Consider the following 26,324-nt stretch of genomic DNA (forward strand, 5'->3'; position numbering starts at 1 on the left):
ACCCCTTCACCCTTTAACCTACCGTAAACCGAATCGCCTTGGGCGAACAACCTTGGCCTTGGCCTTGGCCAAAAGGCCACGCTACGCGAACAAGCCCTAACCCTTAAACCGTTTTGACCCGTGCTACGGTGAGAATGTCGTAAGGCTTACTTACCTAAATGGAGCAATAAGGCTCACACCATAACGCTAGTTTGGTGTTGGGACGGGGCTTTCAAGGTGCTGAACTAAATTCCGCACACAGCCCCTCATGAATTGCGACCCACAAAAAAAAGAATGCAGAACTTTTGGTGATCCGCATTTGTTTGTTGTAAAATAGGCTGATGATAGTCAGAGAAGCCAAGCTTTTAAACGGGTCTAAGGCACAATACCAAGCAATAGACTCAGCCATAAGAACTGCTCAATTCATTAGAAACAAAGCAGTTAGATTATGGCGCGACGAGCCGGATGTAAATAAGGCTCGTCTGTCTGAGCTGTGTAAAGAACTGGCACGCGCATATCCTTTTGCCAAAAAGTTGAACTCAATGGCGCGTCAGGCATCGGCACAGAGGGCTTGGAATTCAATCTCTAGCTTCTATCGTCGCTGTAGAGAGGGATCCAAAAAGAAAGGTTATCCTCAGTTCAAAAAGCATTCTCGCAACGGCTTTGCCGACGCTGCGCGAACAGTTGAGTATAAAACTACGGGCTGGAAGCTATCAGAGGATTGTTTAACGATTAATTTCACCGATGGTTTTCAAGCAGGTACGTTCTCTCTATTCTGTAATCATGAAACCAGAGAGGACTTATTTAGGCTAAAAATTAATCGGGTGAGAGTGGTTAGACGAGCTGATGGTTATTATGCTCAATTCTGTTTTGATGTTAATCGTAAAGAAGCGGGAAACTATACAGGGAACTTTGTAGGCATTGATTTGGGATTGAAGTATTTCTACAAAGACCAAAACGACAATGGTGCAATATATCCTAAGTATTTAAGAAGAGCACAGAAGCGAATTAAGAAACTACAGCGACGGTTGTCCAGAAAGTTTGTTAAGGGTAAGAAACCTCAATCCAACAACTACCACAAAGCCAGAATTAGACTCGGTAAGGCACATTTGAAGGTTCAAAGACAGCGTAAAGACGAAGTCTTCGCAGCTCTCGGAGCTTGCATCCGAGAGAACGAAGACTGGGCGGTGAAGCTCGCTCGGTGCGTAGTCCACTCTAATGATGTGGTTGTCTACGTTGGCGCTAGCCTGCCGACGCTAGGAGGCATAGACCTAAAGATACAAAACATGGTCAAGAATCATCATCTGGCTCAGTCTATTTCTGATGCTTCGTGGTATCAATTCACTCAATGGTTAGATTATTTTGGCAAGGTTTGGGACAAGACAGTGATTGCTGTTGCCCCTAACTATACCTCCCAAGATTGTTCAAATTGTGGTCATCGAGTGAAGAAATCACTCAGCACTCGAACTCATCAATGCCCTAAATGCAAGACAGAAATATGTCGGGATACGAATGCGGCATTAAATATTTTAAACAAAGGTATGAACATTCTAGGTGTTGAGTGCAATAACAACAGTACCCTAGGGCATAGGGGATCTGCCGGGGAACCGGGAACGCTTGAGGAGAGTTCGACCGCTGTTGATGAAGAGAAATCTAATTCAATAAGTTGTCTCGATGAATCAAGAATCACTGTCTGTGAGAATCCCGCCCTGTAATCTTTGATTCAGCGCCGGGAGTATGTCAATATTGTTGATCGCTTTTTTATGCCTTTTCCCAGATCTAGTGGTCTTTTGCTCCATCCGACATCCCTACCCAGTCCCTTTGGTATTGGTGACTTAGGTTTACAGGCTTATCAATTCATTGACTTTTTGGCACAAAGCGCCCAGCAATACTGGCAAATCTTGCCCCTTGGTCCGATTGGGTATGGTAACTCTCCCTATGGCTCTTACTCAGCCATGGCAGGCAATCCCCTGCTCATTAGCCCAGAACAATTGCAAAAGCAGGGACTGCTCAAGGATGAAGACTTTGCCAATCTACCAGAGTTTCCCCTCGACTCAGTGGATTATAATCAGGTAATTCAAACCAAGATGCCCCTGTTATACCAAGCTTGCGATCGCTTCCGTGCCAACGCCTCACCCCAACAGCACCATAAATTTACAGAATTTTGTCAAGCAAAAGCCAGCTGGTTGGAAGACTATGCTTTATTTATGGCTGTTCGTGATGTGTTTGACCAGAGTAGCTGGCATACTTGGGAACGAGACATTGCTATGGCTCAACCCAAAGCAGTTGAGTATTGGCGGCAGAAATTGCAAGATGAAATTTATTTCTACAAATACCTACAGTTTGAGTTTTTCTGCCAGTGGTCAGCTCTCACACAGTACGCCAACCATCACCAGATCCAGATTATTGGTGATATTCCAATTTATGTGGCTCACGATAGTGCTGATGTCTGGGCTCATCGGGAAATCTTTGCCATTGATCACGAAACTGGCGAACCCACACTCATGGCTGGGGTGCCTCCGGACTATTTCAGTGCCACAGGTCAGTTGTGGGGTAATCCAGTTTATAACTGGGAACAGTTACAGGCAGATAACTTCCGATGGTGGATACAACGCTTCCAAACCATCTTGGAGTATGTAGACATTGTGCGGATTGACCATTTCCGGGGATTTGAGGCCTACTGGCAAGTCAAGCAAGGAGAAACAACTGCCATCACTGGAGAATGGGTTAAGGCACCAGGAAAAGAATTTTTTGAAGTACTCCAAGACAAGTTGGGCAATTTGCCAATTATTGCGGAAGATTTAGGGATCATCACTTCAGAAGTAGAAGCATTACGCTCACGCTTCCAGTTTCCTGGTATGAAAATTTTACAGTTTGCCTTTAGTGGGGGATCAAGTAACCCTTACTTACCCTTTAACTATATCCAAAACTGTGTGGTTTACACCGGCACCCATGATAATGACACAACAGTGGGTTGGTTTAAAAAACTCTCTGCTGAAGATAAGCAGATTATAATGAATTACTCCGGATCAGTCAGCCAAGAAGGCATCCATTGGGATTTAATCCGATTAGCGCTCAGTAGTATTGCCAAACAAGCGATTATTCCTGTGCAAGATATTTTAGGTCTGGACACAGATGCTAGAATGAATTTTCCCAGTACCGTGGAAGGTAACTGGCAATGGCGCTATCGACCGAATGCGTTGAGTGAAGAATTGGCTAATCGCCTCAAAATCCTCACTCACACTTACGGTCGTGCTCCCAGTTATAACTAGCAAGCCTAGTCATTTTGTCTTCGAATAGTTTTAAGAATTAATCCTATTAAGTTCATTATTGGTTGTTTATATTTTTACAACCAACAAATTTTAATTATTAGTTGACAATCGTCAACTCACAATCCTACATAATTCTATTCTATACAAGGGATTAACTGGACTTTATATAAGTTAAATCGTTGCTATAGCATTTGAATTTTAAGATATCAAATTTAATTGATTAACCAAGGTAACAGGTAACATTAGTAAAGAGAGCCTAAACTTGTTAATTTTTATGGTAAATTAGCATTGGTTTTCATGTATCTATTTTGAATTTTAAATGCTATAAATTGTTATTTTTATAGTAACATTTATAGGTTTTTGCCCCCAATTATATGCTTTTTTAATGTTTAAGATTTATGAATTTAATGCTTTTCCTATAGAAAGCTTGACTACTGAAGAGAGGGTCTAGGTTTAGCAGCAAAAGTTAATGCTTGTACTGCACCAGGAGCCCCCATCTGCTTTGCCTGTTGGTTATTGAACTCAACGATTACATTCCCAGCATCGCCAGCTTTAACAAATAGTTTTTCGTTAGCAACCCAAGTCTTCTGGGTTCCTTCTTCTAGGATGCCTTCATATTCTTTCTTGCCATCTGCCACGATCAGAAGCCAAGATCTACCTTTGAGAGTGATATCCACCTGAACTGGCTTATGTGGACCCGACGGTATCTTGGTTAAGGCTAACTGCGCTTGCGAGTTAGTTTGATCTAAATTACCGGGTGTCGGTAATGATTGAGCTGGAGACAAGTTTGGTTCCTTATCAGTTATTTGTGGCTTAGAAGGGTTGATTAGGACAGATAAGCCACTCACCGAACCAATAACCAAGCAAATGTAGAACAAATAAAGATGAACCGGTCGCAGTTGAGGAATCCAACTGTTACCCCACGAAAGTGTTGACCTTTGTACAGTTACCCCAGTGGGAAAAGCCTTGGCAAACTCGTCTCCATCTAAGCCTAGTGCATCCGCAAAGTGCTTGATAAACCCTTGAACATACACAGCTTCTGGTAATTGGTCTAGCTTGCCTTGCTCTATTGCCCTCAAAAATCGTGCATTAATTCGGGTGCAAGTGGCAATTTCCCCAATGCTTTTAGACTGTTGAGTGCGTAACTGGCACAGGTATGAACCCATTTCTGCCAGCTTCTTCTGTTGTTGTTCCTGCAACGGGACTTTGTTTTCATTCATACACGGTACTCCTCGACATCTGCTGGCATTTTTACTGAACAATGGTGGATTTACTGGTAAGAAAACTCACCTCTACATCATTCAAGGCACGGTAGTCACCACAAGGAAGAATTGGCTCTCCTGGTAGATTTAATTTAATCGGGCCAATAGCAGTACGATGTAGATGAATCACTGGATAGCTTAGCAGTTGAGCAACACGACGGATCTGTCGGTTTCTACCTTCGGTTAAGACCACCTCCAAAAGTGTGGATTGACCCTTACGCTTAAGTACACGGACTTGAGCGGGTAACGTTTTTTTACCCAGCAGATTAACACCTTCACGCCAAGTTTGCAGGACCGATTCTGGGGGATTACCCCGTACCCAAACCTGATACGTCTTAGGTATGTGATGACTAGGATGGGTCAGGCGAAATGTTAGCTCACCATCATTGGTCAGTAGTAATGCACCTGTAGAATCGGCATCCAGCCTTCCTACAGGATGAATCCCCTGACCCTTGGTTAGTTTATCCGGTAATAAGTCAATTACTGTCGGACGATTCCGGGAATCTCGGCAAGTGGAAACTACTCCAGCAGGCTTGTTCAGTAAAAGGTAGATAGATTGAGGTCGCTGATAGGGGTTTATCGGTTTGCCATCCACTTCGATTACATCTGTTTCTGGATCAGCTTTCTGCCCCAAATGTACAGTCGTACCATTTAGGCGCACTTGTCCTGCGGCTATCATCTTCTCGGCTCGACGCCGTGACGCAATACCCCACTGTGAAAGAATTTTTTGTACTCTTTCCTCCATGACCCAACATTTGGCTTGAGCTTTGTCTTCTGGACTATGGTGATGCTGAATTTAGTTTGCCTTATGCTTATAGTGTGCCCAGGAGTTGATTTCCATTAGACAACGACTTCAAAATACTATGTACAAATAGTACAAGAAGGTGTTCTTTTGGTTAAAACTCCGAAAAGCTCGAAGCAAAAGCCAAGCCAGATTATCAGCAAAGTTATTTCCCCAGCGCTACGGCTGTGGCTGCGATCGCAAGTAGAGGAAGTTGCTACATTGCAACTAAGCATTGTGGGACGCGATCGCCAAATCCTGACTGGTTACATTCCTCAGGTTGCCCTTGCTGCCAACCAAGCAGTTTATCAAGGACTGCATCTAACCCAAATTCAGCTCGAAGGCAGTAATATTAAACTTAACCTGGGTCAGATAATTAAGGGTAAACCCCTACGTCTTTTAGAACCAGTTCCCGTAGTGGGTCAGCTATTACTCCTAGAACCAGACCTGCAATCATCTCTTGAAGCACCCTTGTTATCTAACGCTTTGACGGAGTTATTATATACATTCCTTAAATCAGATGATATCATTAAACCCGGTAACGACCCAAAACAGCCACAAATACGCTGGCAAAAGATTAATATCAATATAGGACAGCTGACCTTAAGAGGCATTTCAACTAATCCTGATGTTGGTACCAAGCTGATAGTAATTCGTGCTGGTATCCAACTGGCGACCCCCAACCAACTGGAACTGAACCCCTTGCAAGTTCAGATAGACCCTGATGCCCCCCCGATTAGCTTAGATGGGTTTCTAATAAATTTAGGACCAGAGGTGGAGCTTCTTGAACTTACCCTCACAACTGGACAACTGATATGTCGTGGAGGACTGAAGGTAATGCCTTAGGTGTTAGTCCTTACTTTGTATAGCACTACCCATTCAGATGTTTGACATTCCTAAACTCCGAAACGTAAGTAATCGCTTACTTTTGACTTCTGACTTCGTTCCTTCTCACGCTAAGCGTAGCGCTATAAGACCCGTGGAGATTGTCGTTGGCCTCACCATCGCTACCTTTGAGGGCGCTCCATCCCTTGCCAACTAAATCCTATTCCATATCAATAAGATAACCATCTTCCTTCCGCCCCCTAATATTAAGTAATGTAACAATTATGCCGTCATAGCAGCTTAATGTCTTGACAGCTAGAGAGGAAGCCGATAAGGTTAAATACATACCCGGGTACAACGATATAAAAAATATATGCAAGACAAGCAAAAAGTTACTCTTTATCTTCCACCAGGATTGCACCGTCGGCTCAAAATAAAAGCGGCTGTTGATTCTGAATCAATGTCAGCTATGGTTGAGAGGGCGATTATATTCTACATAGAACACCAAGATGTGGTTGAAGAGGTAGACCAATATGGACAAACCCATCAAGTATACTCCTGTCCTGAGTGTTCTAGTGACTTGGTTCTCTCAGAGGGACAATTAGTTGCTCTGAAAAACCAACCTGGTGTGATATCGGAAGAACTCCCAGTAGAAAAGGTAACAGCGAAAGTATGCTCCATTACCGATTCTCACGGAGAAGAGGAATTGGTTCCTTGTTAAGGTAGCCAAAGTTAAGGTAGACAAATTAATCTACTCCCAGAGCAGACTTAGTTAGCTCAGTGGTTCAGTTGAAGATGTTTGGGCAGTTGTAAGCCGTCTCTAATATTAGGTAGAGTTATGCAAGAAGAGATAAACGTTCTCATTCAAGCTCAATATCCTCTAATCTACCTCGTGACTCCCGAGGAGGAGCGGGCAGAGAGGGCAATAGCAATGATTGCTCAAAGGAAGTCTCAACAGCAACGAGTCTTTGTTTGGACCGTCACTCACGGGATTGTTGAGTATGGTCAATCGCGCCACACCACTCAGCACAATACGGTCTCTCCTGAGGCAGCAGTTCAGTGGGTAATTCAACAAAAAGAACCTGGTATATACATCTTTAAGGACTTACATCCCTTTATCGATGCACCAGCAACTACCCGATGGTTGCGGGATGCGATGGCAAGCTTTAGGGAGGAAGCTAAGAAGTCTCTTAAAAAGTCTATCATCGTAATGTCCCCGGTGCAGCAGATTCCTATTGAGTTGGAAAAGGAAGTGGTCGTGCTTGACTTTCCCCTACCAAACCTTAAGGAACTTAACCAAGTCCTATCCCACCAACTGGATCAGAGCAAAACTCGTCGAACTACTACAGAAACTAGGGAAAAGCTGCTCAAAGCAGCATTAGGCTTGACCCGGGATGAAGCAGAGAAGGTTTATCGCAAAGCCTACGTTAAAGCTGGTCGTCTCACCGAAGCTGAAGTCGATATTGTTCTATCCGAGAAGAAGCAGATCATCCGCCGCAACGGTATCCTAGAGTATATCGAAGAAGATGAAACCCTCGATTCTATAGGAGGGTTAGAGGAACTGAAGCGTTGGCTAAAGCAGCGCTCTAATGCCTTTACAGAGAGGGCGAGAGAATATGGTTTGCCTCAACCGAAGGGAATGTTGATTCTAGGGGTTCCTGGCTGTGGTAAATCTCTGATTGCCAAAACTACGTCTCGTTTATGGGGTCTGCCACTATTGCGCCTGGATATGGGGCGGGTATACGATGGCTCGATGGTAGGGCGCTCGGAAGCCAACCTGCGCAATGCTTTGAAGACGGCAGAATCAATCTCTCCAGCTATTCTCTTCATAGATGAGCTTGATAAGTCGTTTGCTGGTAGCAGTGGTTCTTCTGACTCTGATGGGGGTACTTCAAGTCGAATCTTTGGTTCTTTCCTGACCTGGATGCAAGAAAAAACCTCACCAGTTTTTGTGATGGCGACAGCCAACCGAGTGGAGCGCCTACCAGGAGAATTCCTGCGCAAAGGTCGTTTTGATGAGATATTTTTTGTTGATTTACCCAACACCCAAGAACGCCAGCAAATCTTTGAAATTCACCTGAAAAAGCGGCGTGGAGATATTGACCGCTTTGACATTGAACAGTTAGCTAAGGTTTCTGAAGGTTTTTCTGGGGCTGAGATTGAACAAGCCCTGGTGGCAGCGATGTACGAGGCATTTGCTCAAGACCGGGAGTTTACTCAACTGGATATTATTGCCGCGATTAAATCAACTCAGCCTCTATCGCGCACGATGACAGAGCAGGTTGCAGCCCTGAGGGACTGGGCTAGGCAACGCGCGCGACCTGCTGCATCCTCCGTAGCTGAATATCAGCGTATGGAGTTCTAACAGGCTTTCTCCTGCTCCCAACAGGAGTAAAGGCTAGCAAAAAATTGCTAGCAGTTTGATAAGTAGCCGCTTGTAATTGTTGAGGGCGGCTAGCCATAAAAGTAAAACGCTACGTTGTCCTTTCTCTGATACCTTTTCTGGAGGAAATCCACATGTCTCACTTTAGCACTCTGCGCACTAAAATCACCGATGCCGAAATCCTGAAGACTTCCCTGTGTGACCTGGGAATCAATGTTAAGACAGAAGCTGATGTTCGCGGCTACAATGGTCAACGAGTTCGCGCTGACTTGGTTGCCGTTCTCGAAGGCGAATATGATCTAGGTTGGTCTCGCAACAGTGATGGCACCTTTGACCTGATTGGTGACCTTTGGGGTGTGGCGAAGAAGCACAACCAAACCGAGTTGATCAACTCCATCAACCAGAAGTATGCCGTTAACAAGACCTTGGCAGAAGTCAAGCAGCGTGGCCTAAACAATGCCAACGTTAAGTTGGTGCTACAAAAGTAGTCCATTTAGGCGTTCCCAAGCTCACGGGTTGACCAATTGTATAGCGGGTTAACCCGTTTTTTTGTGCAAATTTTTGTGCAATTGTATAAATTTCGATTTTATAAAAGCCGATAAAGCATAAAGGCTGACAACTCCGACGGCTTGATTAAAACTTCTTTTTCAAGGAAGTTTTAATATTATGCAAACGGTATGATGTTTTCAGTCATAGTAAAATATCCTATACTCAACCTGTCCAGATGCGGCTCTACGCCCATCTCGTAACAATTGTTGATAATCCCCCATGCTTGAGCTGGGGGAAAGTTCAAGCAATTAATATATAGATTGTGTCAATGCAGTCTAATCTAGTATTTTGAGGGGATACCGTTGTGAGTAATGTGATTACAATCGAAGATCAAGAGTTTGAAGCCGAAGTTTTAAAAGCCGAGAAGCCAGTACTGGTATACTTTTGGGCAACTTGGTGTGGACCATGCCGCTTAGTATCCTCATCAATAAACTGGGTTGCGGAAAATTATAGCGATCGCTTAAAAGTCATTAAGATGGAAGTAGACCAAAATAAAGATGCCGTTGCCAAGTGCAAGGTAGAGGGTGTCCCTGCTCTAAGACTGTTTAAAAATGGTGAGCTAGCCAAATCCCATGAAGGAGCAATTAGCAAAGCTAAATTGCAGACTATGCTGGATGAGAATTTAAATTAGGGAAGTAAGGGGCAATGGGAGGAATGCCAGCGCAACCGATGGGAAAGACTCGTGCATGAATAGACAAAAGAAAAAGACTAAAGATTAAAATGCAGTTTGCCCAACGTTTACAACCCCTGCAAGCAAATGTATTTGCCGATATGGATCAGGCAAAAGCGTTGGCAGCTGCTGGGAAAGAAATCATTGACCTATCATTAGGGTCTTCCGATTTACCAGCTCCCAAGCATGTGTGTGCTGCGATTGAAGCTTCGTTGTATGATCCCAGCACTCACGGTTACTTGCTGTTTCATGGTACTAAAGCTTTTCGTCAGGCAGCAGCTAGCTGGTATACTAAAAAATTCGGTATTCCGGTTGACCCAGAAACTGAGGTGCTACAACTGATTGGTTCTCAGGAAGGCACAGCTCATTTACCTTTAGCTGTGCTTAATCCAGGGGATTTTGCTCTGCTACAAGACCCAGGCTATCCTTCCCATGCCGGTGGTGTCCACCTAGCCAGTGGTCAGATTTATCCCATGCCCCTATTGCCAGAAAACAATTTTTTGCCTGTATTTGAGGATATCCCCCAGGCAGTGCTAGCTCAAGCACGGATGATGGTGTTGAGTTATCCCCATAATCCCACTACTGCGATCGCATCCTTGTCTTTTTTTCAGGAAGCAGTGGCGTTTTGTCAGTGCCATAACCTGGTATTAGTTCACGATTTTCCCTACGTTGATATCGTTTTTGAAGATACCAGAGGCAATGGGGAGCAGATTGGGAAAATCCCAGAAACCCTAAATCCCACCTCTGTTGCTCCCTCGGTTTTGCAAGCAGACCCAGATAAAACTGTATCGATTGAGTTTTTTAGCTTTTCCAAGTCTTACAATATGGGAGGCTTCCGGATTGGCTATGCTATCGGTAATGCTCAATTGATTCGAGCGTTGCGGCAGGTAAAAGCGGCCATTGACTTTAACCAATACAGGGGGATTCTCAATGGTGCGATCGCAGCGTTGAATGGTTCTCAAGACATTATTAAACCGATAGTCACCACCTATCAACAGCGGCGGGATACCTTTGTCCATGCTTTAAACCGCATTGGTTGGTCAGTGCCAGTGCCACTAGCCACTATGTATGTCTGGGCAAAATTGCCAGAACCTTGGGCAGGGAACTCAGTGAAATTTTGTACTAGCTTGGTAGAAGCCACTGGGGTGGCTGCTGCTCCAGGAGCTGGTTTTGGCAAGGCTGGTGAAGGCTATGTGCGTTTTGCCTTAGTACAGGAACCAGAAGTTTTGGAAAGAGCAGTGGAGAGAATTTCAGGATTTTTGCAATCTCATCAATAGGTACCTAATACCCTGTCGAATTTAATGTTAAGGGTTAGGGCAAGGTATTAGGAGCAACAGCTCAGAATGAGTTTTTAGTAGGTTAAACCCTAATCAGCTATGGGGCGGCCCTTGAAAACCATAGGTTTACCTACACCCTATGTTATTGCCCGATGTTATTTATTGTTAACGTGTTACAGCACCTGATTAGTATCCTCATTGATAGGCAGATCGAAAACTACTTCAAACTTTGCTTCTGGCATATACCGATCCAAAAATCGGAGATGGTTATCAGCATCCTGACGATTAAAGAACCTAGCAACTGTGTACCTTTGGCATTTAGGCAGTAGACGCATAAGAGCCCAAGGGCGAGTGTAGTCTTCTGTTAGTGGGATTTGTCGATTAGTCATGCTTACCCCTGATTTGACCTAATAAGATCACTGGATGATTGCTTGATGAAAGGCGATCACAGGCTGATATGCGTTCGCTGAAAGCGGGACGCGCGTCCATCGCCTAGCTTATGAAAGACCTTTGTTTTCTGTCGAATCTTTAGTCACATTAATCTAAAATGGCTGACTAAAACATAGCCACGTGATCTGGACATTAGGATGATTCTGTGATATATCCAGACTCCTGATCACAAAAGGGAAAGATGATGAGCTGATTGCGGTGCGACCCCGGTCGGGTTTCCCGACAAGGGTGAACGCGCACCAAGAGAAAAGCTCACCTATTAACAGAGCTGTCCGCCGTAACCCACCAATATTCACCAAGTAATCGCTGTCTTAAGATTTACTTTATAAACAGTCTCTAATTTTCATCAGCTAGCCTAGCCATTAAACGTAAGTATTTAGTTAAAAAAAGCCCTTTAACATTACACTTACGACATTATAGCGTAAGACACATTTGCTATAATAATGGTATGTAAAAAGGTCGAACAATTACCAAGCTGGAAACATAAAAAGTTACCTAAAAATTGTTAACTTGAATCCTGCCAGTAATTGCAATGATTGACGCTGTAGCTAATGAAATAGTGTACATTAATGGGAAGACTGGACAAAAAATGCCCTAAGCTCCATCAATAAAGTTAACCTTTAATCATAACATCCAATGACTACTGCTGCACCAGCTAAAACTCAATACGAAGCAATCATTGGTTTAGAAACCCATTGTCAGCTTAGTACCGAAACCAAAATTTTTTCTAACTCTTCCACAAAATTTGGTGCTACCCCTAATACCAATATTGACCCAATTTGTATGGGGATGCCAGGAGTGTTACCGGTTCTGAATCAAAAGGTACTAGAGTATGCTGTCAAAGCGGGTTTAGCACTCAATTGCCAGATTGCCCCCTACAGCAAATTTGACCGGAAACAGTATTTTTATCCTGACCTACCCAAAAACTACCAGATTTCCCAATACGACTTGCCCATTGCTGAGCATGGCTCACTGGAAATTGAAGTGTCCGATGATGACGGTAATCCTATCCGTAAAACGATTGGCATCACTCGCCTACACATGGAGGAAGATGCGGGGAAACTGGTTCATGCTGGTAGTGACCGACTGGCTGGTTCTACCTACTCCCTAGTAGATTTCAACCGTGCTGGGGTACCCCTGATTGAAATAGTATCAGAACCGGATCTGCGCTCTGGTCAAGAGGCAGCAGAATACGCTCAAGAGCTGCGTCGGATTGTACGCTACATCGGTGTCAGTGATGGCAACATGCAAGAAGGGTCCCTGCGTTGTGATGTCAATATCTCTGTACGTCCTGTGGGTCAAAAGGAGTTTGGCACCAAAGTTGAAATCAAAAATATGAACTCCTTCAATGCTATCCAGAAGGCGATTGAGTACGAAATTGACCGGCAAATCGCAGCTGTGGAAGCTGGAAAATCGATTATTCAAGAAACTCGCCTTTGGGAAGAGGGTAGTCAACGCACCATTAGTATGCGGACTAAGGAAGGATCTAGCGATTACCGCTATTTTCCTGAACCTGACTTACCACCGATTGAAGTGTCAACGGAACAATTAGAGCAATGGCGCAGTGAGCTAGCAGAACTTCCTGCCCAGAAGCGGCATCGTTATGAAAGTGAACTGGGACTTTCTGCCTATGATGCCCGGGTGTTGACGGATGATCGTCAAGTGGCAGAGTATTTTGAAACAACTGTTGCTGCTAATGCTAATCCCAAACAAGCCGCAAACTGGGTAATGGGAGATATTGCTGCTTATCTTAAGACTGAGAAACTGGCTATTACAGAGATTGCTCTGAAACCCAATACTCTGGCAGAACTGATTAACTTGATTGATGATGACACCATTAGTGGTAAGATTGCCAAGGAGATTTTGCCAGAATTACTGTCTCAAGGTGGTTCTGCTAGGGAACTGGTGGAACGTAAGGGTTTGATTAAGATCTCTGACCCGGATCAACTCTCAACCATTATTGATGAGGTACTGGCTGCCAATCCTAAGAAACTCGAACAGTATCGCAATGGTAAGACCAAGCTGCAAGGTTTCTTTGTGGGACAGGTGATGAAGAAAACTAGCGGACGAGCTGATCCTAAGCTGACTAACCAAATTTTGGGCAAGAAGCTCAAGGGTGATTGAGGTAACGGGCTTGCCAGGTGTTGCTGATCACCAATCACTAATGACCAATAACAAATAACAAATAACAAAGAAAAGGAGAGTCACTGTCGTGACCCTCCCGATCATCAGGGTGCATCTACATATCAAAATATACACTATTTTGTATGAGGGGTGTAACCCCTTTTTTTGTTTTTTTGTAAAGTTTTGAGATTTTATAGCAATTCTGGAAATTACGGCTACACATCAAGCTACAGATCAATACCCTTGGTGCGTAAGTCCAGAAGACTTGGTATAATCCCGGATTGGGCATGAATTATGGTTTAAATGGAGGAATCATGTCGGACTGGCAAGAGATTAGTGGTGGGATAACAGCTCCCAGGGGCTATCAGGCAGCAGGCATTACCGCAGGTTTAAAACCTTCGGGTCAGCCAGACTTAGGGTTGATATTATCAGAGGTGGATGCGATCGCAGCTGGGGTGTTCACCACCAGTCATGTCCGGGCTGCTTGTGTAGATTATTGCCGTCAACGCTTACAAGCTAAAGCTAGTGCTCGTGCTATTTTGTGTAATGCTGGACAAGCCAATGCAGCAACGGGTGAGCAGGGTTGGCAGGATGCTCTAGCTAGTGCTAAAGCTTTGGGTGAAGCACTCAATGTTTCTCCTAATTCGATTTTGTTGGCATCGACAGGGGTGATTGGTCAACGTATCAAGATGGATGCTCTATTGTCAGGAATTCCCCAATTGGTAGCACAAGCATCCGAAACTGGTTCCGATGCAGCAGCTCAAGCGATTATTACCACGGATTTAGTCACTAAATCCATTGCTATGGAAACCATGATTGATGACCGTCCGGTCAGGATTGGTGGTATGGCTAAGGGATCTGGTATGATTCATCCCAACATGGCGACTATGCTAGCATTTGTAACTTGTGATGCTGCAGTTTCTACTTCCCTGTGGCAAGAGATGTTACAGCGGGCAGCGGATAAAAGTTTTAATCAAATTACGGTAGATGGGGATACCAGCACCAATGACACTCTAATTGCCTTGGCTAATGGTCAGTCCCGAACATCAGCAATTACAGAAATGGGACCAGCAGCTCAGAAGTTGGAGGGGATGCTGACAGCAGTATGTCAGCATTTGGCAAAAGCGATCGCACGGGATGGAGAAGGGGCAACCTGTTTGATTGAAGTCCAAGTCACTGGCGCACCGGATGATAAAGGGGCTCGTCAAATTGCTAAGACGATTGTTGGGTCATCCTTGGTGAAGTCTGCCATCTTTGGACGAGACCCAAACTGGGGCAGAATTGCCGCAGCCGCTGGCCGTGCAGGAGTACCGTTTGAGCAAGAAAACCTGCGGATTCAGTTAGGGGATGTGTTGCTGATGGAAAATGGTCAACCCTTAGGCTTTGACCGTCAACAGGCTAGTGATTATCTCAAGCAGGCTGCTGTTGGTGCTTATCTTAAAGAAGATACGGTTTTAATTCAGGTTAATGTGGGAAATGGTCCTGGTGTTGGTCAGGCTTGGGGTTGTGATTTGAGTTATGACTATGTCAGGATTAATGCCGAATATACCACTTGATTAGCCTTGTTGCCAAAGACGCCTTGAACAATAAGAAACCATAACAAATCCTGATAGCAAAGGGAACAGGGAACAGGGAACAGGGAACAGGGAACAAAAATTATCATAATTCCTACACGGATCCCTATAATAATCAATTAATCAACCTAGTTATGGTTAATTGGTTAGTGTTAGTGGTTATTTATGGTTAATTAGTTATTGCTTATTCAAAGACCAATCATAGTTCAGATATTTGATCTTGTAATTCCCCTGCTCAAGATACTTCTGATCTTCTGGACTAAGGTAGTCACTGATAAAGTTTAACACCGCCCGTTGATTGGCGTTACCAGTAAATTTGTCATCGACACCATAGGTTTCTTTCCAATCTTCCCCAAACCACTTAAAGATGGAAGAAAGATATACGCTACCTTCTTGACGGTCAATACGAAAGCCATGGGGACTAACTAGAAATTTCTGTGTCTGGTCATCCAGTTGCTGATCGAGTTTTTCCCCAGTATATGGTTCATTTCTTAAGGGAGGACAACTGATAGCGGCGCAAACTAAAGCCATATGAATTCGGGGCTCGTTGAATTGCGTTCGCAGTGTCTTGTGTTCGATATTATCTAAGGTTTTAGAGTCTCCAGCAATGTTGAATTGGCGTCCTTTCCAGACTCCTTTAATATCCCGAATACTCTTTTTGAGCGGGTTTTGATCAATAATTGATTCTAGAGTAAAGGAGTTGTAAGCATTTATCAAGAAAGCAATCTTTTCTGCTTCATCCCAAGACTGATAGGTGCTAGGATCAACAGCACCTAAGGAGGCATTAAACGTCTCCAGCTGCTCTGGATTTTTCTGCAATTCTTGGTAATTAACTAGCGCTTTATTGTTGACATGGTTTTTTAGGACAGTAGCATAGTCGTCATAATTCAATAGATTTCTATCAGTGCCTCTATTTACTTGTACTTGAGAATCTTTTGCTGGTGCTTGATTTATCGGTACGGAAAGTGTACAACTTGTCAGAATAATCAGGGTTGGAACTAGGGTTAGTAATCTCTTGGATGTATTCATAGTAATTCAGATGATTTAGCCGATAAGATGCTTGATATGTAAGCATATGCGCTACGCGCACGCTGCGCGAACAGCCGTCAGCCGTCAGCCGTTGGCCTTTGGCCACGCTACGCGAACAGCCGTCAGCTAATGTAACAGAGATTAAAGCAATGCTTACCTGTTTTATTCAAAAGATGTAACTCAGATTAAAGCAATGCTTACCTGTTTTATTCAAAAGCTGATAGCACCTCAAGAAGCGTGCGCGTAGCGCTAATCGCTGATAGCTGATAGCTGATAGCTGATAGCTGATAGCTGATAGCTGATAGCTGATAGCTGATAGCTGATAGCTGATAGCTGATAGCTGATAGCTGATAGCTGATAGCTTACCTTGACCTAGGCAATTTTGATTAAAGCTAATCAATCTGAGTTTTGGTTGAGAGCAACATTAGGATTGCGGTAATGGGTCCACAACCAACCCAAAACAAAGGGTAACCATAAACACCATCGCTCCTGAGGAGTTAGATACCAGCTGTAGTTACCTAAAGCCATGCGATGCTGAAGTACAAAGTAAATAAAAGCAGAGATACTGACTAAACGTACTCCCAGATTCCGATAAGGAACAGCAAAAGGAATTATCCAAGTGAAGTACCAAGCATGGATAATCGGAGATAGGATTAGCAGGGAAAAAAAGTACCATTCGGTGAATTGTTGAAAATTGCGCGATCGCAAAATTAGCCAACTTACCGTTAACCCTAGGGGAAAAGCATAAATCCAATTAACCCAGCGAGAGGGTTCCCAATATTCGCTAACAATATAAGGAATCAATTCCGCACTGCGACCATGGGACACAAACACTGATCCAGTAGGAATCAAAGGACATTCTCCACTAGAGCAAAATTGGAGAGCAGTGATGCCAAAAGGTAAGAAACCGCACAATAGCACTACTATTGCTAGTTTTACCCCTACTTTTCGGAAAGCTTGCCAGGTCAGAAACCCTAAAATTGGCAAAGACATCCACTTCACTGCCATACTAATTCCTACCAGCAAAGCCGAAGCAATCCAGTGCCACCAGGTCAGGGAGTGATCCGATGAAGACATCAATGGGTTAGGAAATGAGGATTTTTCTGCTACTGTTCCAATCTCCAACTTTTCCTCTATTTCTGTTATTTCTGTCTGCCTTAAACTCTCTGTTTTTCGGTCAAAGACTAACCAAGCTGCAACTAGGGGGAAAACAAACCAACTGTCGTAATGAGCACCACCAGCAAAGGAGTAAATCACCAAAGGATTCCAGGCATAGAAAATTGCCTGGTGATAACCAAATCGACGACTGAGTAACCAACAGATTAATAAGTCAGCTAAGATAAATGCAATTTTGAATAACCAAACCTTAAGGTCAATCAGCGCTAACATCCGAAAACCTAATTGCGCTACTGGTGGATAGATAGCAGAAACAGTAGGATGATTGATTAGTGACCACCATTCCGTATGGTAGGGAATCAGTTCAGTAGCATTAGGTGGCAAATGGTATGGACTAAACCCTAAGGTTTGAATATACCCTTCCCATAGATAGCGCCATACATCATCTCCAGGATACATTGGTAGCAGTAGCAGCCTGCTGAGGATAGTAGTACTCCAAAAATTTAGTCCTGAGTGCTGAGTTTTGAGTTTTCGTAAGTACTTTATACTAAGAGATTTAGAGGTTGTCTGAGAAGTCTCATTTGCTACATTAAAGCCCCCTAAATCCCCCAATTTTGGGGGACTTTTGCCATCAAATTGGATTCTAGTCCCCCCCAAATTTGGGGGGCTAGGGGAGCGAAATTCAGTATCAAAAAACTTTTCAGATATCCTCTTAGTAAATCCTTTGTAGACTCCTTGCCAAAGTCTGGTCTTGATACTGTTGTTGTTAATTCTGTTGTTAATTCTTTTTGCTTGTTGGGAAATCCCAAGTTTGCTGTTACCAACTTTCGCAGGATATCTAGTATATACGCTTAATCCCCAAGACAACAGAAAACCTAAGCTGATCACACTGATCCCTAACCAAAATCTAGGCACAGCTCCCACCTCTCGGAAATCTCCATGAGGTACAATCAAGATACAACCTAACAACAGGAGTAGAGAACTAAGCCATATATATAGCGTTTTCATTTGAGATGTGAAACTAGGATTGATGGAAATTCCCTATTCCCTTTTCAACACTTCTAGCAATTGTCCCATCTGCGTGGCTAAGCTTAAGGCGACGTAGATATAGACGACCTAAAGTCATCAAAATTATTGTTCCTGCTTGGACACTACCAGAAAGGGTACCAGATATTTTCGAGCGTCCCCCTTGTCGGCGACGGTAACCAACAGGAATTTCACAGATTCGCAAACTACATTCAATCGCACGGGCTTGCATTTCTACTGTCCAACCAAACCCTCTATCTTGCATTTGGATTTCATCCAAAGCTGAACGGCGAATTAGGCGCAATGGTCCTAAATCCTGATACCAGTGTCCCCAACCCCAACCGATCAGGAAGGTAGCCAGCCAGTTGCCAAAATTTTGCACTGGGGTCATCGCCTTACGTCCATCTACTGTGGCGCGGCGGTTACCTAAAATTAGGTCATACTTATGCTTAGCAGCTAGAAACTGGGGTAAATAACTTAAGTCATCACTGCCATCACCATCACAGAATAATATCCAATTAATATCTCGGTCTAGTTGCTGCAATCCTCGCCAACAGGCTCGACCGTAACCAGGAATAGGCTCACAGATTACCTCTGCACCGGCTTCTTTTGCTTTAATAATACTGTTGTCGGTGCTGCCATTATCGACTACCCGAATATTGTTCAAATTATAGGATTGAAGAGACTTAATTACTCCAGTGATAGTGGTTTCTTCATTGAGAACAGGGATAATTACTAAGATATTGTGGTTATTAGTCATGAGTTATCCAGCATTTCTATTTTAGTGGTGAACAGAATTGGTAAAGGAAAGGCAAGAGGCAAGAGGCAAGAGGCAAGAGTTAATCAAATATATCGGGATTTTTGCTAGCAATGTAGTTTTCAATTGGGGGAATTATCTGGTCTGTAAGATTATTTGCCAAAGTAAGCTGCATACACAAAGGCAAAAGCAGTAGAACTGGGGATGGGAGTGCCGTCGAATTCTTCTACTAATACAGTTTGGAGTTGGCTATCCCAACGTGCTCTAATTGGACGACCATTGAATTCTACAACTTTTTCGCCCACTTTTTTTAATTGGTCATGGACAAATTGATAGCTAGCCCCAGAAAATTGGTTTTTAGGGGTTTGTTGATCCGCTTCCCACACATAGCTAACAATAGCTTTGGGATGGAGGGTAAGTCGTTGTTGATTTCTGACTGGGAAAATAATTCGCTTATCGGTATAGTAACTACCATAGGGATAACTGAAGTAATCCCGGTTATGACCTGTATCAGTGGATAGAATTTTACTATTGGGATACTTGCTTAACCAAGCGCCAAGAGTAGTTTTGATAGCGGGAATTGTTTTAAGATTACGATTGACTTTAGCACCAATAATACCCATCCCCCAAGGTTGAGAGTAAAGGGTATCATCGGCACGGTCATACATTACTAGGCAACTTTGATAAAGTTTGCCTGTAACACCGTAGGTTGTATTGCTGCGATTAAAGGCAACTATAGTATCACAAAGGGGACAATAGGATACACTAACATTAACTCCACCTACTGTGTCATTCACCAATTCATGCCAATTCATGACCCCGAAAGGATAGGCTGTGACTACTCCCACATCAAATCAAAGATTATGATGTGGGCTTCTCAACCTCACGAATGAGACTTGCTGCTCCTCGGCGGATGCCGACGCTACGCGAACGATATCCTGTACCGATTTACCACAGCCATTAAGCGGCAGTCCAACCGCCAATAGTCCACGATTTAAAATGTTGATACCACTGTTCCAGTCGCGGTCAATTTTAACTTTACAACTAGAACAATAATGAATGCGATCACTTAAAGTTTTTTCGACCCTAGAACCACAACTAAAACACTCGATACTTGTGCCACGTGGGTTAACTTCCTGAACTAACAAACCGCGTTTAACCGCCACTGCTTGCAATATTTCCAAGAATGCTCCCCAGGCCGCATCATGTATTGATTTTGCTAAATTAGTTCTAGCGAGTCCTTTGATATTTAAATTTTCGTGAGCAATTAAGTCATACTTACTGCACAGCCAATGAGCAACCTGATAATGAAATTCTTTTCGGCAACGGCTTAAATGAAGGTGCATCAAAGCTACTTTATGTTTAGCTTTTTTCCAGTTTTTAGAACCCTTGACGCGGCGCGACATTACTTTTTGAGCTTGAGCAAGTTTGTCCTGAGCTTTTCTGTAAAACTGCGGGATAGGCACTGCTTCGCCGTCAGATGTCGTCAAGAATTTCTCCAGGCCAACATCAATACCAACGGCAGAATTGACTGAATCTACAGGTAGCAGTTCAGGTACGGTATCATCTTTCATCGAAATACAACAATACCAACCATCAGCTTTTTTGACGATAGTGCATTGCTTGAGTACAAAACCCACGCCCTTCGGGCAAGCTTCGCTAACAGGTAATGGCCGATGCATTACCACAGGTATTGACCCAATTCGACTTAGTTTTAAAACACCGTCAACTAGGTGTGCTCCCGCTTTGGTATTGTTAACCCTGGGGAATACAAATGACCGGAGATCTCCGGGCTTTTTGAAGCGAGGTCTTCCGCCACGCTTACCACTGGCGTCTGGTTTTCGCCATTTCTCCCAGGCTTTGTTAAGCCGCTGTAGGTTAACCTGTTGCGTCTCTGCGTAAATTTGTTTGTACTCAGGGAACAACCGCTTAGTTTCCTTGAGAGCAGATTGCTGGGTGTAGTAGTTGACCGGGTGAGGAATTTCACCAATCGGCTCATAACTAACGCTACATCGATCAACCGGTGAACGAGTCCTGTTGAGCCAATCAAGCCTTTGCCCTAGAGCATAGTTCCAGTGACGGCGCAACAGTTCTAGCCATCTATCCATGATGGCTATCTGTTCGTGACTTGGTTTGATTCGGTAGCAGTATGTAAGTATCATGATTTTATTTTACCACTTATCGTCATCTCATGAAAGGCAACTATACCAAACAAAATAGGTCTGTCTATAGACTTACTGTGCATATTGTATTAGTCACTAAATACAGACGAAAAACCATTACGGACGAGGTATTGACCAGACTCAATCAAATCTGTGCTGATACTTGCGTGAAATGGGAGTGCAATTTGATTGAGTTCAACGGAGAAACAGACCATATTCACCTGCTAGTTGATTTAAACCCAAAGGTTGCACCTGTAAAACTGATCGCAAACATCAAAACCGTTACCAGTCGTCTGATACGTCAGGAGTTTCCAGAACACCTCGAGAAGTTTTACGGTGACAAACGGGCTTTCTGGACAGGTTCGTATTTTGTAGCTTCCTGTGGCGGAGTAACAATAGAACAATTGAAAAGTTATGTTCAAAACCAAAATACCCCGTCGGGCAATTCCCCTCCCGTTAAATCAAAGATTATAACGGGAGACCCCTTGCCCGTTTAGTTGGGGGACCACCATTGAGGAGTTCCGTTAAATTAATGCGAGTGGATTTGGCTAGATTAAGGTTTTGTTTTTGGAGGTCAGTGATTTCTTGGTCTTGGTTGTGGAGATAGGCAGTGAGATGGAAGTAACGGAGTTTGAAATTATCCCAGCTCCCGGCTTGTACGACTAGTGCCATCAAACACAGCCCGACTAAGGAAGTAGTGCTGAGGGCTATTTTAAGTAATTTATTCATAATCGTGCTTTCCCTGCCTAGATGTCACTGCAAACCTAATGAGTGCGAGCCTGTGGGTGGTGCGTTACGGGACGGACTATCCCAAGGCTGGCTAGGATAGGAAAAATCAGAATTAGTCCGCCCCTAACGCACCCTACGCACCTGGCACCCTACGCAACTGCCCAACCCCAGCATCAGAAGCTGTGCCTGGAATCCCTAACCTTAGGGTGAGGGGGTAACATGAAACCAAGGTGAGTGATATCTGAGAATTGGATTAAGGATTGATAGCTAGACCATTTTCAAATCGATCATCAAACTCAATGGTGATTAAAGTCCCAAACCGCTATATGAGATTTACCCCTTAAGATTCCTCATCGATCCGATTACCAACATCAAAAACAATTATAAATTCCGCATCCGGCATCAATCGTTTCAGGGCCCATAAATGTCCCTCGGCATCCGATCGATTGCGGAAGCGAGCAACAACAACTCGTTGCATTTGTGGTAACAGCCGAATGACCACCCACGGATGAAGGCGTTCAGAATAGGTCATCATTAAAGTATCTCCTTTTTATAGGGGAGCCAGAGCTAGCCCGTAGGTATTGGACTCTCCCCGGGCTAGCTCTTGACTCTGGGCGTCTCAGCGCCCACTCTTATAGTATAGCACAAAAATGTTTTATTATAGCATATTTTTCAAAGTTTTGTAACAAATTGTTTGAGGGAGTCGGGAGCAGGGACTTTTGAGCAGGTAAAAGAAATATGTCCTAAGCTTTGCTTAGACTGCTATAACAAAAACATCCTTGTCTCTGTTTGATAATCTTCTCTGTTTCCTATTCCCTCTTCTCTGTGGTCTAGGATTTTTTCAAAATAATGCTATACTTTAATTAGGCAAGAAAGGTTAATATATAGCGTTTCTCTTTCCCATGATATACAAAGGGATCCCCCTAAATCCCCCTTAAAAAGGGGGACTTTGAGGTTGAGAAGCTTACCTCATTGCAATAAAATATATAGCGATTATCTTTCCAATAATATACAAAGGGATCCCCCTAAATCCCCCTTAAAAAGGGGGACTTTGAGGTTGAGAAGCTTACCTCATAAATGCAATAAACGCGCTTATAGCGTTTCTAAATCAAATGTAAACCTAGGAGATCTTTTTTTATTAGACAATAAAACTCTGGATCTCTTTCCCCTCTTGCCTTTTGCCAATTCCAGCAAGAAGTGTGTTTACAACCCAGATACAAACGCGCTTATTATGGTATGTCTTGTTAAATTAGAAATTAAAGAATCTCCAGAAGAACTTAAAGCACTACTAACCTCTCTAAAAGAAAGTAGTCATAAAAAACGAATCCAAGCTTTGTATTGGCTCAAAATAGGAGCGAGTAATAGTATCGAGCATATAGCGATGCTACTAGGATGCCACCGCACCACGGTATCACGGTGGTTTAGTCTATATCGTCGGGGTGGAATTGAAGCGTTATTAGAGCAGAAAAAAAAGCCAGGTAGACCAAGAAAGATTCCCCTGGAAGTAGAGGAAAAATTACGAATTAAATTACAACAAGGGGAAGGATTTAGTAGTTATGGGGAAGTGCAACTTTGGTTAAAGGGATTGTGTGGCATGGATATACCCTATGCCACAGTATATAAATATGTGCGCACTCGTCTGAAAATTAAGTTAAATAAGTTAGATTAAATTTGTTAGAGTCAGTTAGTAGTAACAAAGCTGAGGGAATTTAAAACAGTTGTAAACTACCAGACGCCAAGCTTAAGCTATGGCGCTGGGTAAGGTTGGTTTAAATGTAAAGGTGCGATAGCTGTCGATAGCTTGGGATTGGCTTTTAGGACAAACAGCTCAGTTTTTAATTAGTAAAATTAGGATAATAATCGATAAACTTTAGTTAACTGAAATGCTACCTTCTCTTACCAATTCACTAACTTTCCCTGGCATTCTGCAACGAAGATAGCGTGGTTGTGCCCCGATAGAGCATGACGTTTCAAAGTCCTCACTTTTGTTTATCCAGCCGCCAACGCATTTCTTTAAGGCAAAAGTAGTGCTCCAACATAATCGAACAGACCATCTAGCGGTGATTGGTACACTTCCATTACTAATAGAACCTCTGGTCATAGAAAAGACTTTGATGTTACTAACCCACTTCTCTTTTGACTCAACATTGAAACTAGGATTAGCAGATATAAAATTATCAAGCTCTTGTCCCAGAGTTCCTGTTTCCGGAAGGCGTACAGAAAATATTCCATCCTCAAAGTTTGCACTACGTCCAGATGCAATCAAAAAATCATTGCTTTGTCCTATCCCTTCACTGGTTGACTGATTAGGAGATGTATAGGCAAAGGTTTCCAGTGGTTTGGCAATATCTACTATGGCTAAAGTGGTGATAATGGATGCTACACCGAGGGTGGTTAATAAGTTCGGTAGTTTCATTAATTTTTCGGTCTTTTTAGGATTTTAGTGTTTTGGTAATAGCACCCTATTTACTTTGATAAAAAATTGATATAGCTCTGGATTTATAGGTAAAAATTGTTGGCTATATAATATATTTTATTCACGGAGTAGCCTTGCTATTATTGAAACTAATAATTACTTACTAGTCTTAAAGCTAGTCAACTGGGGTTGCTGAATTAAAGTATGAAGCGCGATCGTTTGGTTTTGCTAAAGCCCCCTAAATCCCCCAATTTTGGGGGACTTTGAAACTCTTGTTCCCCCCAGAATTGGGGGGCTAGGGGGGCGAAACCATACCCAAAATCAGCAACGCCAGTCAACTAGCCCTAGGGCTTGAAATTGGCAATTATCCTAGGTAATGATGCACAATAGTTGCCTATTTCACTTTCCAATAGATAAATAGATTAATCTCAAAGTTTATATAACTCTTACCATCACCCTGATCAGTGGCGGTAATTTAGTGAGATACTATCAAACTATTACCAATAAATACTAATTTATATATTGATTTTTCTAATCAAAGATAGCATACCTATTATTTCTAGAATGTCAGCCAAGTCATTGATATTACTAAGCAAAATGTATTATTAGTGATTAATTATTGGTGACTAGTTATTCGTTAATTACTCTGGTCAATGTTTAATTTTTACAAAACTAAGGTCAATATCCTTGACTTTAGTACAGCCACTCAACACCATCGCTATGTGCAATTCATCCCTTAACAATTGCAAGACATGGCGTACTCCTGCAACTCCTGCTACAGCTAATCCCCATAACACCGGATGACCTACCAACACCGCTGATGCACCTAAGGCTAGGGCTTTGAGCACATCAGTGCCTCTACGGATACCCCCATCGATTAATACCGGTAGATAATTTCCCACGGCTGCGACCACTTCGGGTAAGGCATCGATAGATGCGATCGCACTATCCAATTGCCGACCCCCATGATTCAATTACAGCCAGTCAGTATAGGTAGCTCACCTACTCGATTGGTAGAGATTTAATTCTCTGTTTGTAAGCATCACTGTCTAAGCCATCACCATCATTGGGATCCCAACCTTTATTGTTGATTCTTTCCTTGAGAGTATCAAGGCGTTTTGCTGGTTCTGGGTGGGTTCTTAGCATTGCCGGTGTATTGCCTTTGGTTAATTTTTGGAGAAATCCAGTCATGCCTGAGGGAGCGTAGCCAGCACGGTGCAACATTTCTAATCCCTTGCGGTCTGCTTCATATTCCTGCTGCCGTCCTCGGGGAAGAGAGAAGGCGATATCCTCAAGAAGATTTATAATGGTTTTGTACTCGACTTCACTATTTTCCTCAAGGTTCTTGTCTTTGATAATCTGGCGCAGCCTCTCGATACTGTGTTTGCTGGTAATGTGAGCAATTTCGTGAGCTATCACTGCAGCTAACTCAGCTTCATTTTCTACCCCTTTGAGCAAGCCCGTATGAACATAAACAAAGCCACCCACCAAGGCAAAGGCATTTATATCGTTGTTCCTGACTACTTGAAAGGTATAGGGAAAATTGGGGCGATCGCTATAGGGGATTAATCTCTGACCAATGTCTTGGACGTATTCAGTGATTTCGCGTCCGCTATAAATCTCCAGCCCGTGATCAACTTCTTGTTGATTCAAACACTTACCCAGCTCTAATTCTTGTTGATCAGAAATGGTGATTAACTGAATTATCTCAATTCCTGCATCACCATCTAACCCACAGGAGTCAAATGCTGATGAGGTATTGGGTAACCCTACCCCTAGACCCAGTGCCACAACTACCACAATCAGCAGGTAAAACCATCGACGATGGGAAGCACGTTTAATCCAAAAGAATGGGTTTAACATTGTCGTCTATTTAAGCGTCTATTTGAATAATCAAAAATAGGGTTGTAAGTATTCATTATTCAGCTTTCAGCAGTCAGCTT

General features: G+C 43.2%; 23 protein-coding genes and 2 pseudogenes. 12 read left to right on the plus strand and 13 right to left on the minus strand.

Annotation, left to right across the window (positions count from 1 at the left end; genetic code table 11):
- Window positions 1-320 precede the first annotated feature (320 nt).
- On the plus strand, window positions 321-1,694 hold the full coding sequence (locus tag F6K63_RS20180; RefSeq protein WP_287313001.1) for an RNA-guided endonuclease InsQ/TnpB family protein: 1,374 nt from the start codon (window positions 321-323) through the stop codon (window positions 1,692-1,694).
- A gap of 48 nt (window positions 1,695-1,742) precedes the next feature.
- Window positions 1,743-3,251 (plus strand): 4-alpha-glucanotransferase, encoded by a 1,509-nt coding sequence (malQ, locus tag F6K63_RS20185; RefSeq protein WP_287313025.1) that lies wholly within the window; start codon window positions 1,743-1,745, stop codon window positions 3,249-3,251.
- Window positions 3,252-3,682: 431 nt separating this feature from the next.
- Here the strand turns inward: malQ and F6K63_RS20190 are convergent, their stop codons facing one another.
- Together F6K63_RS20190 and F6K63_RS20195 are read right to left on the minus strand one after the other, a co-directional pair.
- Complete coding sequence (locus F6K63_RS20190; RefSeq protein ID WP_287313002.1) at window positions 3,683-4,471, minus strand: helix-turn-helix domain-containing protein; 789 nt, start codon at window positions 4,469-4,471, stop codon at window positions 3,683-3,685.
- A 31-nt stretch (window positions 4,472-4,502) separates the two neighbouring features.
- Window positions 4,503-5,258 carry a pseudouridine synthase gene (locus F6K63_RS20195; protein WP_008177683.1) on the minus strand — a complete coding sequence of 252 codons (756 nt, stop codon included), beginning with the start codon at window positions 5,256-5,258 and terminating at the stop codon, window positions 4,503-4,505.
- Between the two features lie 147 nt (window positions 5,259-5,405).
- On the opposite strand from F6K63_RS20195, the gene F6K63_RS20200 reads away from it, so the two are divergent.
- From F6K63_RS20200 to F6K63_RS20225, 6 genes are all read left to right on the plus strand, one after another.
- Window positions 5,406-6,140 carry an LmeA family phospholipid-binding protein gene (locus tag F6K63_RS20200; protein WP_008177685.1) on the plus strand — a complete coding sequence of 245 codons (735 nt, stop codon included), beginning with the start codon at window positions 5,406-5,408 and terminating at the stop codon, window positions 6,138-6,140.
- Between the two features lie 352 nt (window positions 6,141-6,492).
- A complete protein-coding gene (locus F6K63_RS20205) occupies window positions 6,493-6,840 on the plus strand; it encodes a slr0373 family blue light stress response protein (RefSeq protein WP_008177686.1) in 348 nt (115 codons plus the stop codon).
- Window positions 6,841-6,957: 117 nt separating this feature from the next.
- Window positions 6,958-8,484: a stress-responsive protein Ycf46 gene (gene ycf46 / locus F6K63_RS20210; protein ID WP_008177688.1), complete on the plus strand. Its 1,527-nt coding sequence runs from the start codon at window positions 6,958-6,960 to the stop codon at window positions 8,482-8,484.
- Window positions 8,485-8,636: 152 nt separating this feature from the next.
- Complete coding sequence (locus F6K63_RS20215) at window positions 8,637-8,990, plus strand: DUF1257 domain-containing protein (RefSeq protein WP_008177691.1); 354 nt, start codon at window positions 8,637-8,639, stop codon at window positions 8,988-8,990.
- A 365-nt stretch (window positions 8,991-9,355) separates the two neighbouring features.
- Window positions 9,356-9,682 (plus strand): thioredoxin family protein, encoded by a 327-nt coding sequence (locus tag F6K63_RS20220; RefSeq protein WP_008177692.1) that lies wholly within the window; start codon window positions 9,356-9,358, stop codon window positions 9,680-9,682.
- Window positions 9,683-9,771: 89 nt separating this feature from the next.
- Entirely contained in the window at window positions 9,772-10,998 is a 1,227-nt protein-coding gene (locus tag F6K63_RS20225) for an LL-diaminopimelate aminotransferase (protein WP_287313003.1), read from the plus strand.
- Between the two features lie 173 nt (window positions 10,999-11,171).
- On the opposite strand, the gene F6K63_RS20230 is transcribed toward F6K63_RS20225, so the two are convergent.
- Window positions 11,172-11,387: a hypothetical protein gene (locus tag F6K63_RS20230; protein WP_008177697.1), complete on the minus strand. Its 216-nt coding sequence runs from the start codon at window positions 11,385-11,387 to the stop codon at window positions 11,172-11,174.
- Between the two features lie 697 nt (window positions 11,388-12,084).
- Here F6K63_RS20230 and gatB point away from each other — a divergent pair.
- Window positions 12,085-13,572, plus strand: coding sequence for an Asp-tRNA(Asn)/Glu-tRNA(Gln) amidotransferase subunit GatB (gene gatB, locus F6K63_RS20235; RefSeq protein ID WP_287313004.1), 1,488 nt, complete (start codon window positions 12,085-12,087; stop codon window positions 13,570-13,572).
- Window positions 13,573-13,886: 314 nt separating this feature from the next.
- Window positions 13,887-15,128: a bifunctional ornithine acetyltransferase/N-acetylglutamate synthase gene (gene argJ, locus F6K63_RS20240; protein WP_287313026.1), complete on the plus strand. Its 1,242-nt coding sequence runs from the start codon at window positions 13,887-13,889 to the stop codon at window positions 15,126-15,128.
- A gap of 195 nt (window positions 15,129-15,323) precedes the next feature.
- On the opposite strand, the gene F6K63_RS20245 is transcribed toward argJ, so the two are convergent.
- The 5 genes and pseudogenes from F6K63_RS20245 to F6K63_RS20265 form a co-directional block, all read right to left on the minus strand.
- Window positions 15,324-16,175, minus strand: coding sequence for a DUF547 domain-containing protein (locus F6K63_RS20245; RefSeq protein WP_287313005.1), 852 nt, complete (start codon window positions 16,173-16,175; stop codon window positions 15,324-15,326).
- Window positions 16,176-16,571: 396 nt separating this feature from the next.
- The gene (locus tag F6K63_RS20250; RefSeq protein ID WP_287313006.1) at window positions 16,572-18,299 is read right to left on the minus strand and encodes an MptA/MptB family glycosyltransferase; all 1,728 of its coding nucleotides are present in this window, start codon (window positions 18,297-18,299) and stop codon (window positions 16,572-16,574) included.
- A gap of 13 nt (window positions 18,300-18,312) precedes the next feature.
- Entirely contained in the window at window positions 18,313-19,077 is a 765-nt protein-coding gene (locus tag F6K63_RS20255; protein ID WP_287313007.1) for a glycosyltransferase family 2 protein, read from the minus strand.
- Window positions 19,078-19,226: 149 nt separating this feature from the next.
- Window positions 19,227-19,919 (minus strand): annotated as a pseudogene (locus F6K63_RS20260) (DUF3179 domain-containing protein); the annotation flags it as partial.
- 9 nt (window positions 19,920-19,928) lie between these two features.
- Window positions 19,929-21,236, minus strand: coding sequence for an RNA-guided endonuclease InsQ/TnpB family protein (locus F6K63_RS20265; protein ID WP_008185136.1), 1,308 nt, complete (start codon window positions 21,234-21,236; stop codon window positions 19,929-19,931).
- A gap of 29 nt (window positions 21,237-21,265) precedes the next feature.
- Between F6K63_RS20265 and tnpA the strand changes: the two genes are divergently transcribed.
- Window positions 21,266-21,733, plus strand: coding sequence for an IS200/IS605 family transposase (gene tnpA / locus F6K63_RS20270; protein WP_008185134.1), 468 nt, complete (start codon window positions 21,266-21,268; stop codon window positions 21,731-21,733).
- Here the strand turns inward: tnpA and F6K63_RS20275 are convergent.
- A complete protein-coding gene (locus tag F6K63_RS20275) occupies window positions 21,705-21,965 on the minus strand; it encodes a hypothetical protein (RefSeq protein WP_287313009.1) in 261 nt (86 codons plus the stop codon). The genes tnpA and F6K63_RS20275 overlap by 29 nt on opposite strands.
- Window positions 21,966-22,305: 340 nt before the next feature.
- Complete coding sequence (locus F6K63_RS20280; RefSeq protein WP_287313027.1) at window positions 22,306-22,497, minus strand: hypothetical protein; 192 nt, start codon at window positions 22,495-22,497, stop codon at window positions 22,306-22,308.
- Between the two features lie 699 nt (window positions 22,498-23,196).
- Between F6K63_RS20280 and F6K63_RS20285 the strand changes: the two genes are divergently transcribed.
- Window positions 23,197-23,634 (plus strand): helix-turn-helix domain-containing protein, encoded by a 438-nt coding sequence (locus F6K63_RS20285; RefSeq protein ID WP_287313010.1) that lies wholly within the window; start codon window positions 23,197-23,199, stop codon window positions 23,632-23,634.
- Window positions 23,635-23,835: 201 nt separating this feature from the next.
- Here the strand turns inward: F6K63_RS20285 and F6K63_RS20290 are convergent, their stop codons facing one another.
- The 3 genes and pseudogenes from F6K63_RS20290 to F6K63_RS20300 form a co-directional block, all read right to left on the minus strand.
- Window positions 23,836-24,381: a hypothetical protein gene (locus F6K63_RS20290; protein WP_008177716.1), complete on the minus strand. Its 546-nt coding sequence runs from the start codon at window positions 24,379-24,381 to the stop codon at window positions 23,836-23,838.
- A gap of 650 nt (window positions 24,382-25,031) precedes the next feature.
- Window positions 25,032-25,352, minus strand: a pseudogene (locus F6K63_RS20295) (alpha-hydroxy acid oxidase); the annotation flags it as partial.
- 31 nt (window positions 25,353-25,383) lie between these two features.
- Window positions 25,384-26,244 carry a M48 family metallopeptidase gene (locus F6K63_RS20300; protein ID WP_287263096.1) on the minus strand — a complete coding sequence of 287 codons (861 nt, stop codon included), beginning with the start codon at window positions 26,242-26,244 and terminating at the stop codon, window positions 25,384-25,386.
- Window positions 26,245-26,324: the final 80 nt, after the last annotated feature.

Origin of the sequence: Moorena sp. SIO1G6 (assembly GCF_010672795.1) — a bacterium.
GTDB lineage: Bacteria > Cyanobacteriota > Cyanobacteriia > Cyanobacteriales > Coleofasciculaceae > Moorena > Moorena producens.

Excerpts from the sequence above, each read along its gene's own strand:
- F6K63_RS20180 (WP_287313001.1), top strand. The coding sequence starts at position 321 with ATGATAGTCAGAGAAGCCAAGCTTTTAAACGGGTCTAAGGCACAATAC.
- malQ (WP_287313025.1), top strand. The coding sequence starts at position 1,743 with ATGCCTTTTCCCAGATCTAGTGGTCTTTTGCTCCATCCGACATCCCTA.
- F6K63_RS20190 (WP_287313002.1), bottom strand. The coding sequence starts at position 4,471 with ATGAATGAAAACAAAGTCCCGTTGCAGGAACAACAACAGAAGAAGCTG.
- F6K63_RS20195 (WP_008177683.1), bottom strand. The coding sequence starts at position 5,258 with ATGGAGGAAAGAGTACAAAAAATTCTTTCACAGTGGGGTATTGCGTCA.
- F6K63_RS20205 (WP_008177686.1), top strand. The coding sequence starts at position 6,493 with ATGCAAGACAAGCAAAAAGTTACTCTTTATCTTCCACCAGGATTGCAC.
- ycf46 (WP_008177688.1), top strand. The coding sequence starts at position 6,958 with ATGCAAGAAGAGATAAACGTTCTCATTCAAGCTCAATATCCTCTAATC.
- F6K63_RS20215 (WP_008177691.1), top strand. The coding sequence starts at position 8,637 with ATGTCTCACTTTAGCACTCTGCGCACTAAAATCACCGATGCCGAAATC.
- F6K63_RS20225 (WP_287313003.1), top strand. The coding sequence starts at position 9,772 with ATGCAGTTTGCCCAACGTTTACAACCCCTGCAAGCAAATGTATTTGCC.
- F6K63_RS20230 (WP_008177697.1), bottom strand. The coding sequence starts at position 11,387 with ATGACTAATCGACAAATCCCACTAACAGAAGACTACACTCGCCCTTGG.
- gatB (WP_287313004.1), top strand. The coding sequence starts at position 12,085 with ATGACTACTGCTGCACCAGCTAAAACTCAATACGAAGCAATCATTGGT.
- argJ (WP_287313026.1), top strand. The coding sequence starts at position 13,887 with ATGTCGGACTGGCAAGAGATTAGTGGTGGGATAACAGCTCCCAGGGGC.
- F6K63_RS20245 (WP_287313005.1), bottom strand. The coding sequence starts at position 16,175 with ATGAATACATCCAAGAGATTACTAACCCTAGTTCCAACCCTGATTATT.
- F6K63_RS20250 (WP_287313006.1), bottom strand. The coding sequence starts at position 18,299 with ATGAAAACGCTATATATATGGCTTAGTTCTCTACTCCTGTTGTTAGGT.
- F6K63_RS20255 (WP_287313007.1), bottom strand. The coding sequence starts at position 19,077 with ATGACTAATAACCACAATATCTTAGTAATTATCCCTGTTCTCAATGAA.
- F6K63_RS20265 (WP_008185136.1), bottom strand. The coding sequence starts at position 21,236 with ATGATACTTACATACTGCTACCGAATCAAACCAAGTCACGAACAGATA.
- tnpA (WP_008185134.1), top strand. The coding sequence starts at position 21,266 with ATGAAAGGCAACTATACCAAACAAAATAGGTCTGTCTATAGACTTACT.
- F6K63_RS20275 (WP_287313009.1), bottom strand. The coding sequence starts at position 21,965 with ATGAATAAATTACTTAAAATAGCCCTCAGCACTACTTCCTTAGTCGGG.
- F6K63_RS20280 (WP_287313027.1), bottom strand. The coding sequence starts at position 22,497 with ATGACCTATTCTGAACGCCTTCATCCGTGGGTGGTCATTCGGCTGTTA.
- F6K63_RS20285 (WP_287313010.1), top strand. The coding sequence starts at position 23,197 with ATGGTATGTCTTGTTAAATTAGAAATTAAAGAATCTCCAGAAGAACTT.
- F6K63_RS20290 (WP_008177716.1), bottom strand. The coding sequence starts at position 24,381 with ATGAAACTACCGAACTTATTAACCACCCTCGGTGTAGCATCCATTATC.
- F6K63_RS20300 (WP_287263096.1), bottom strand. The coding sequence starts at position 26,244 with ATGTTAAACCCATTCTTTTGGATTAAACGTGCTTCCCATCGTCGATGG.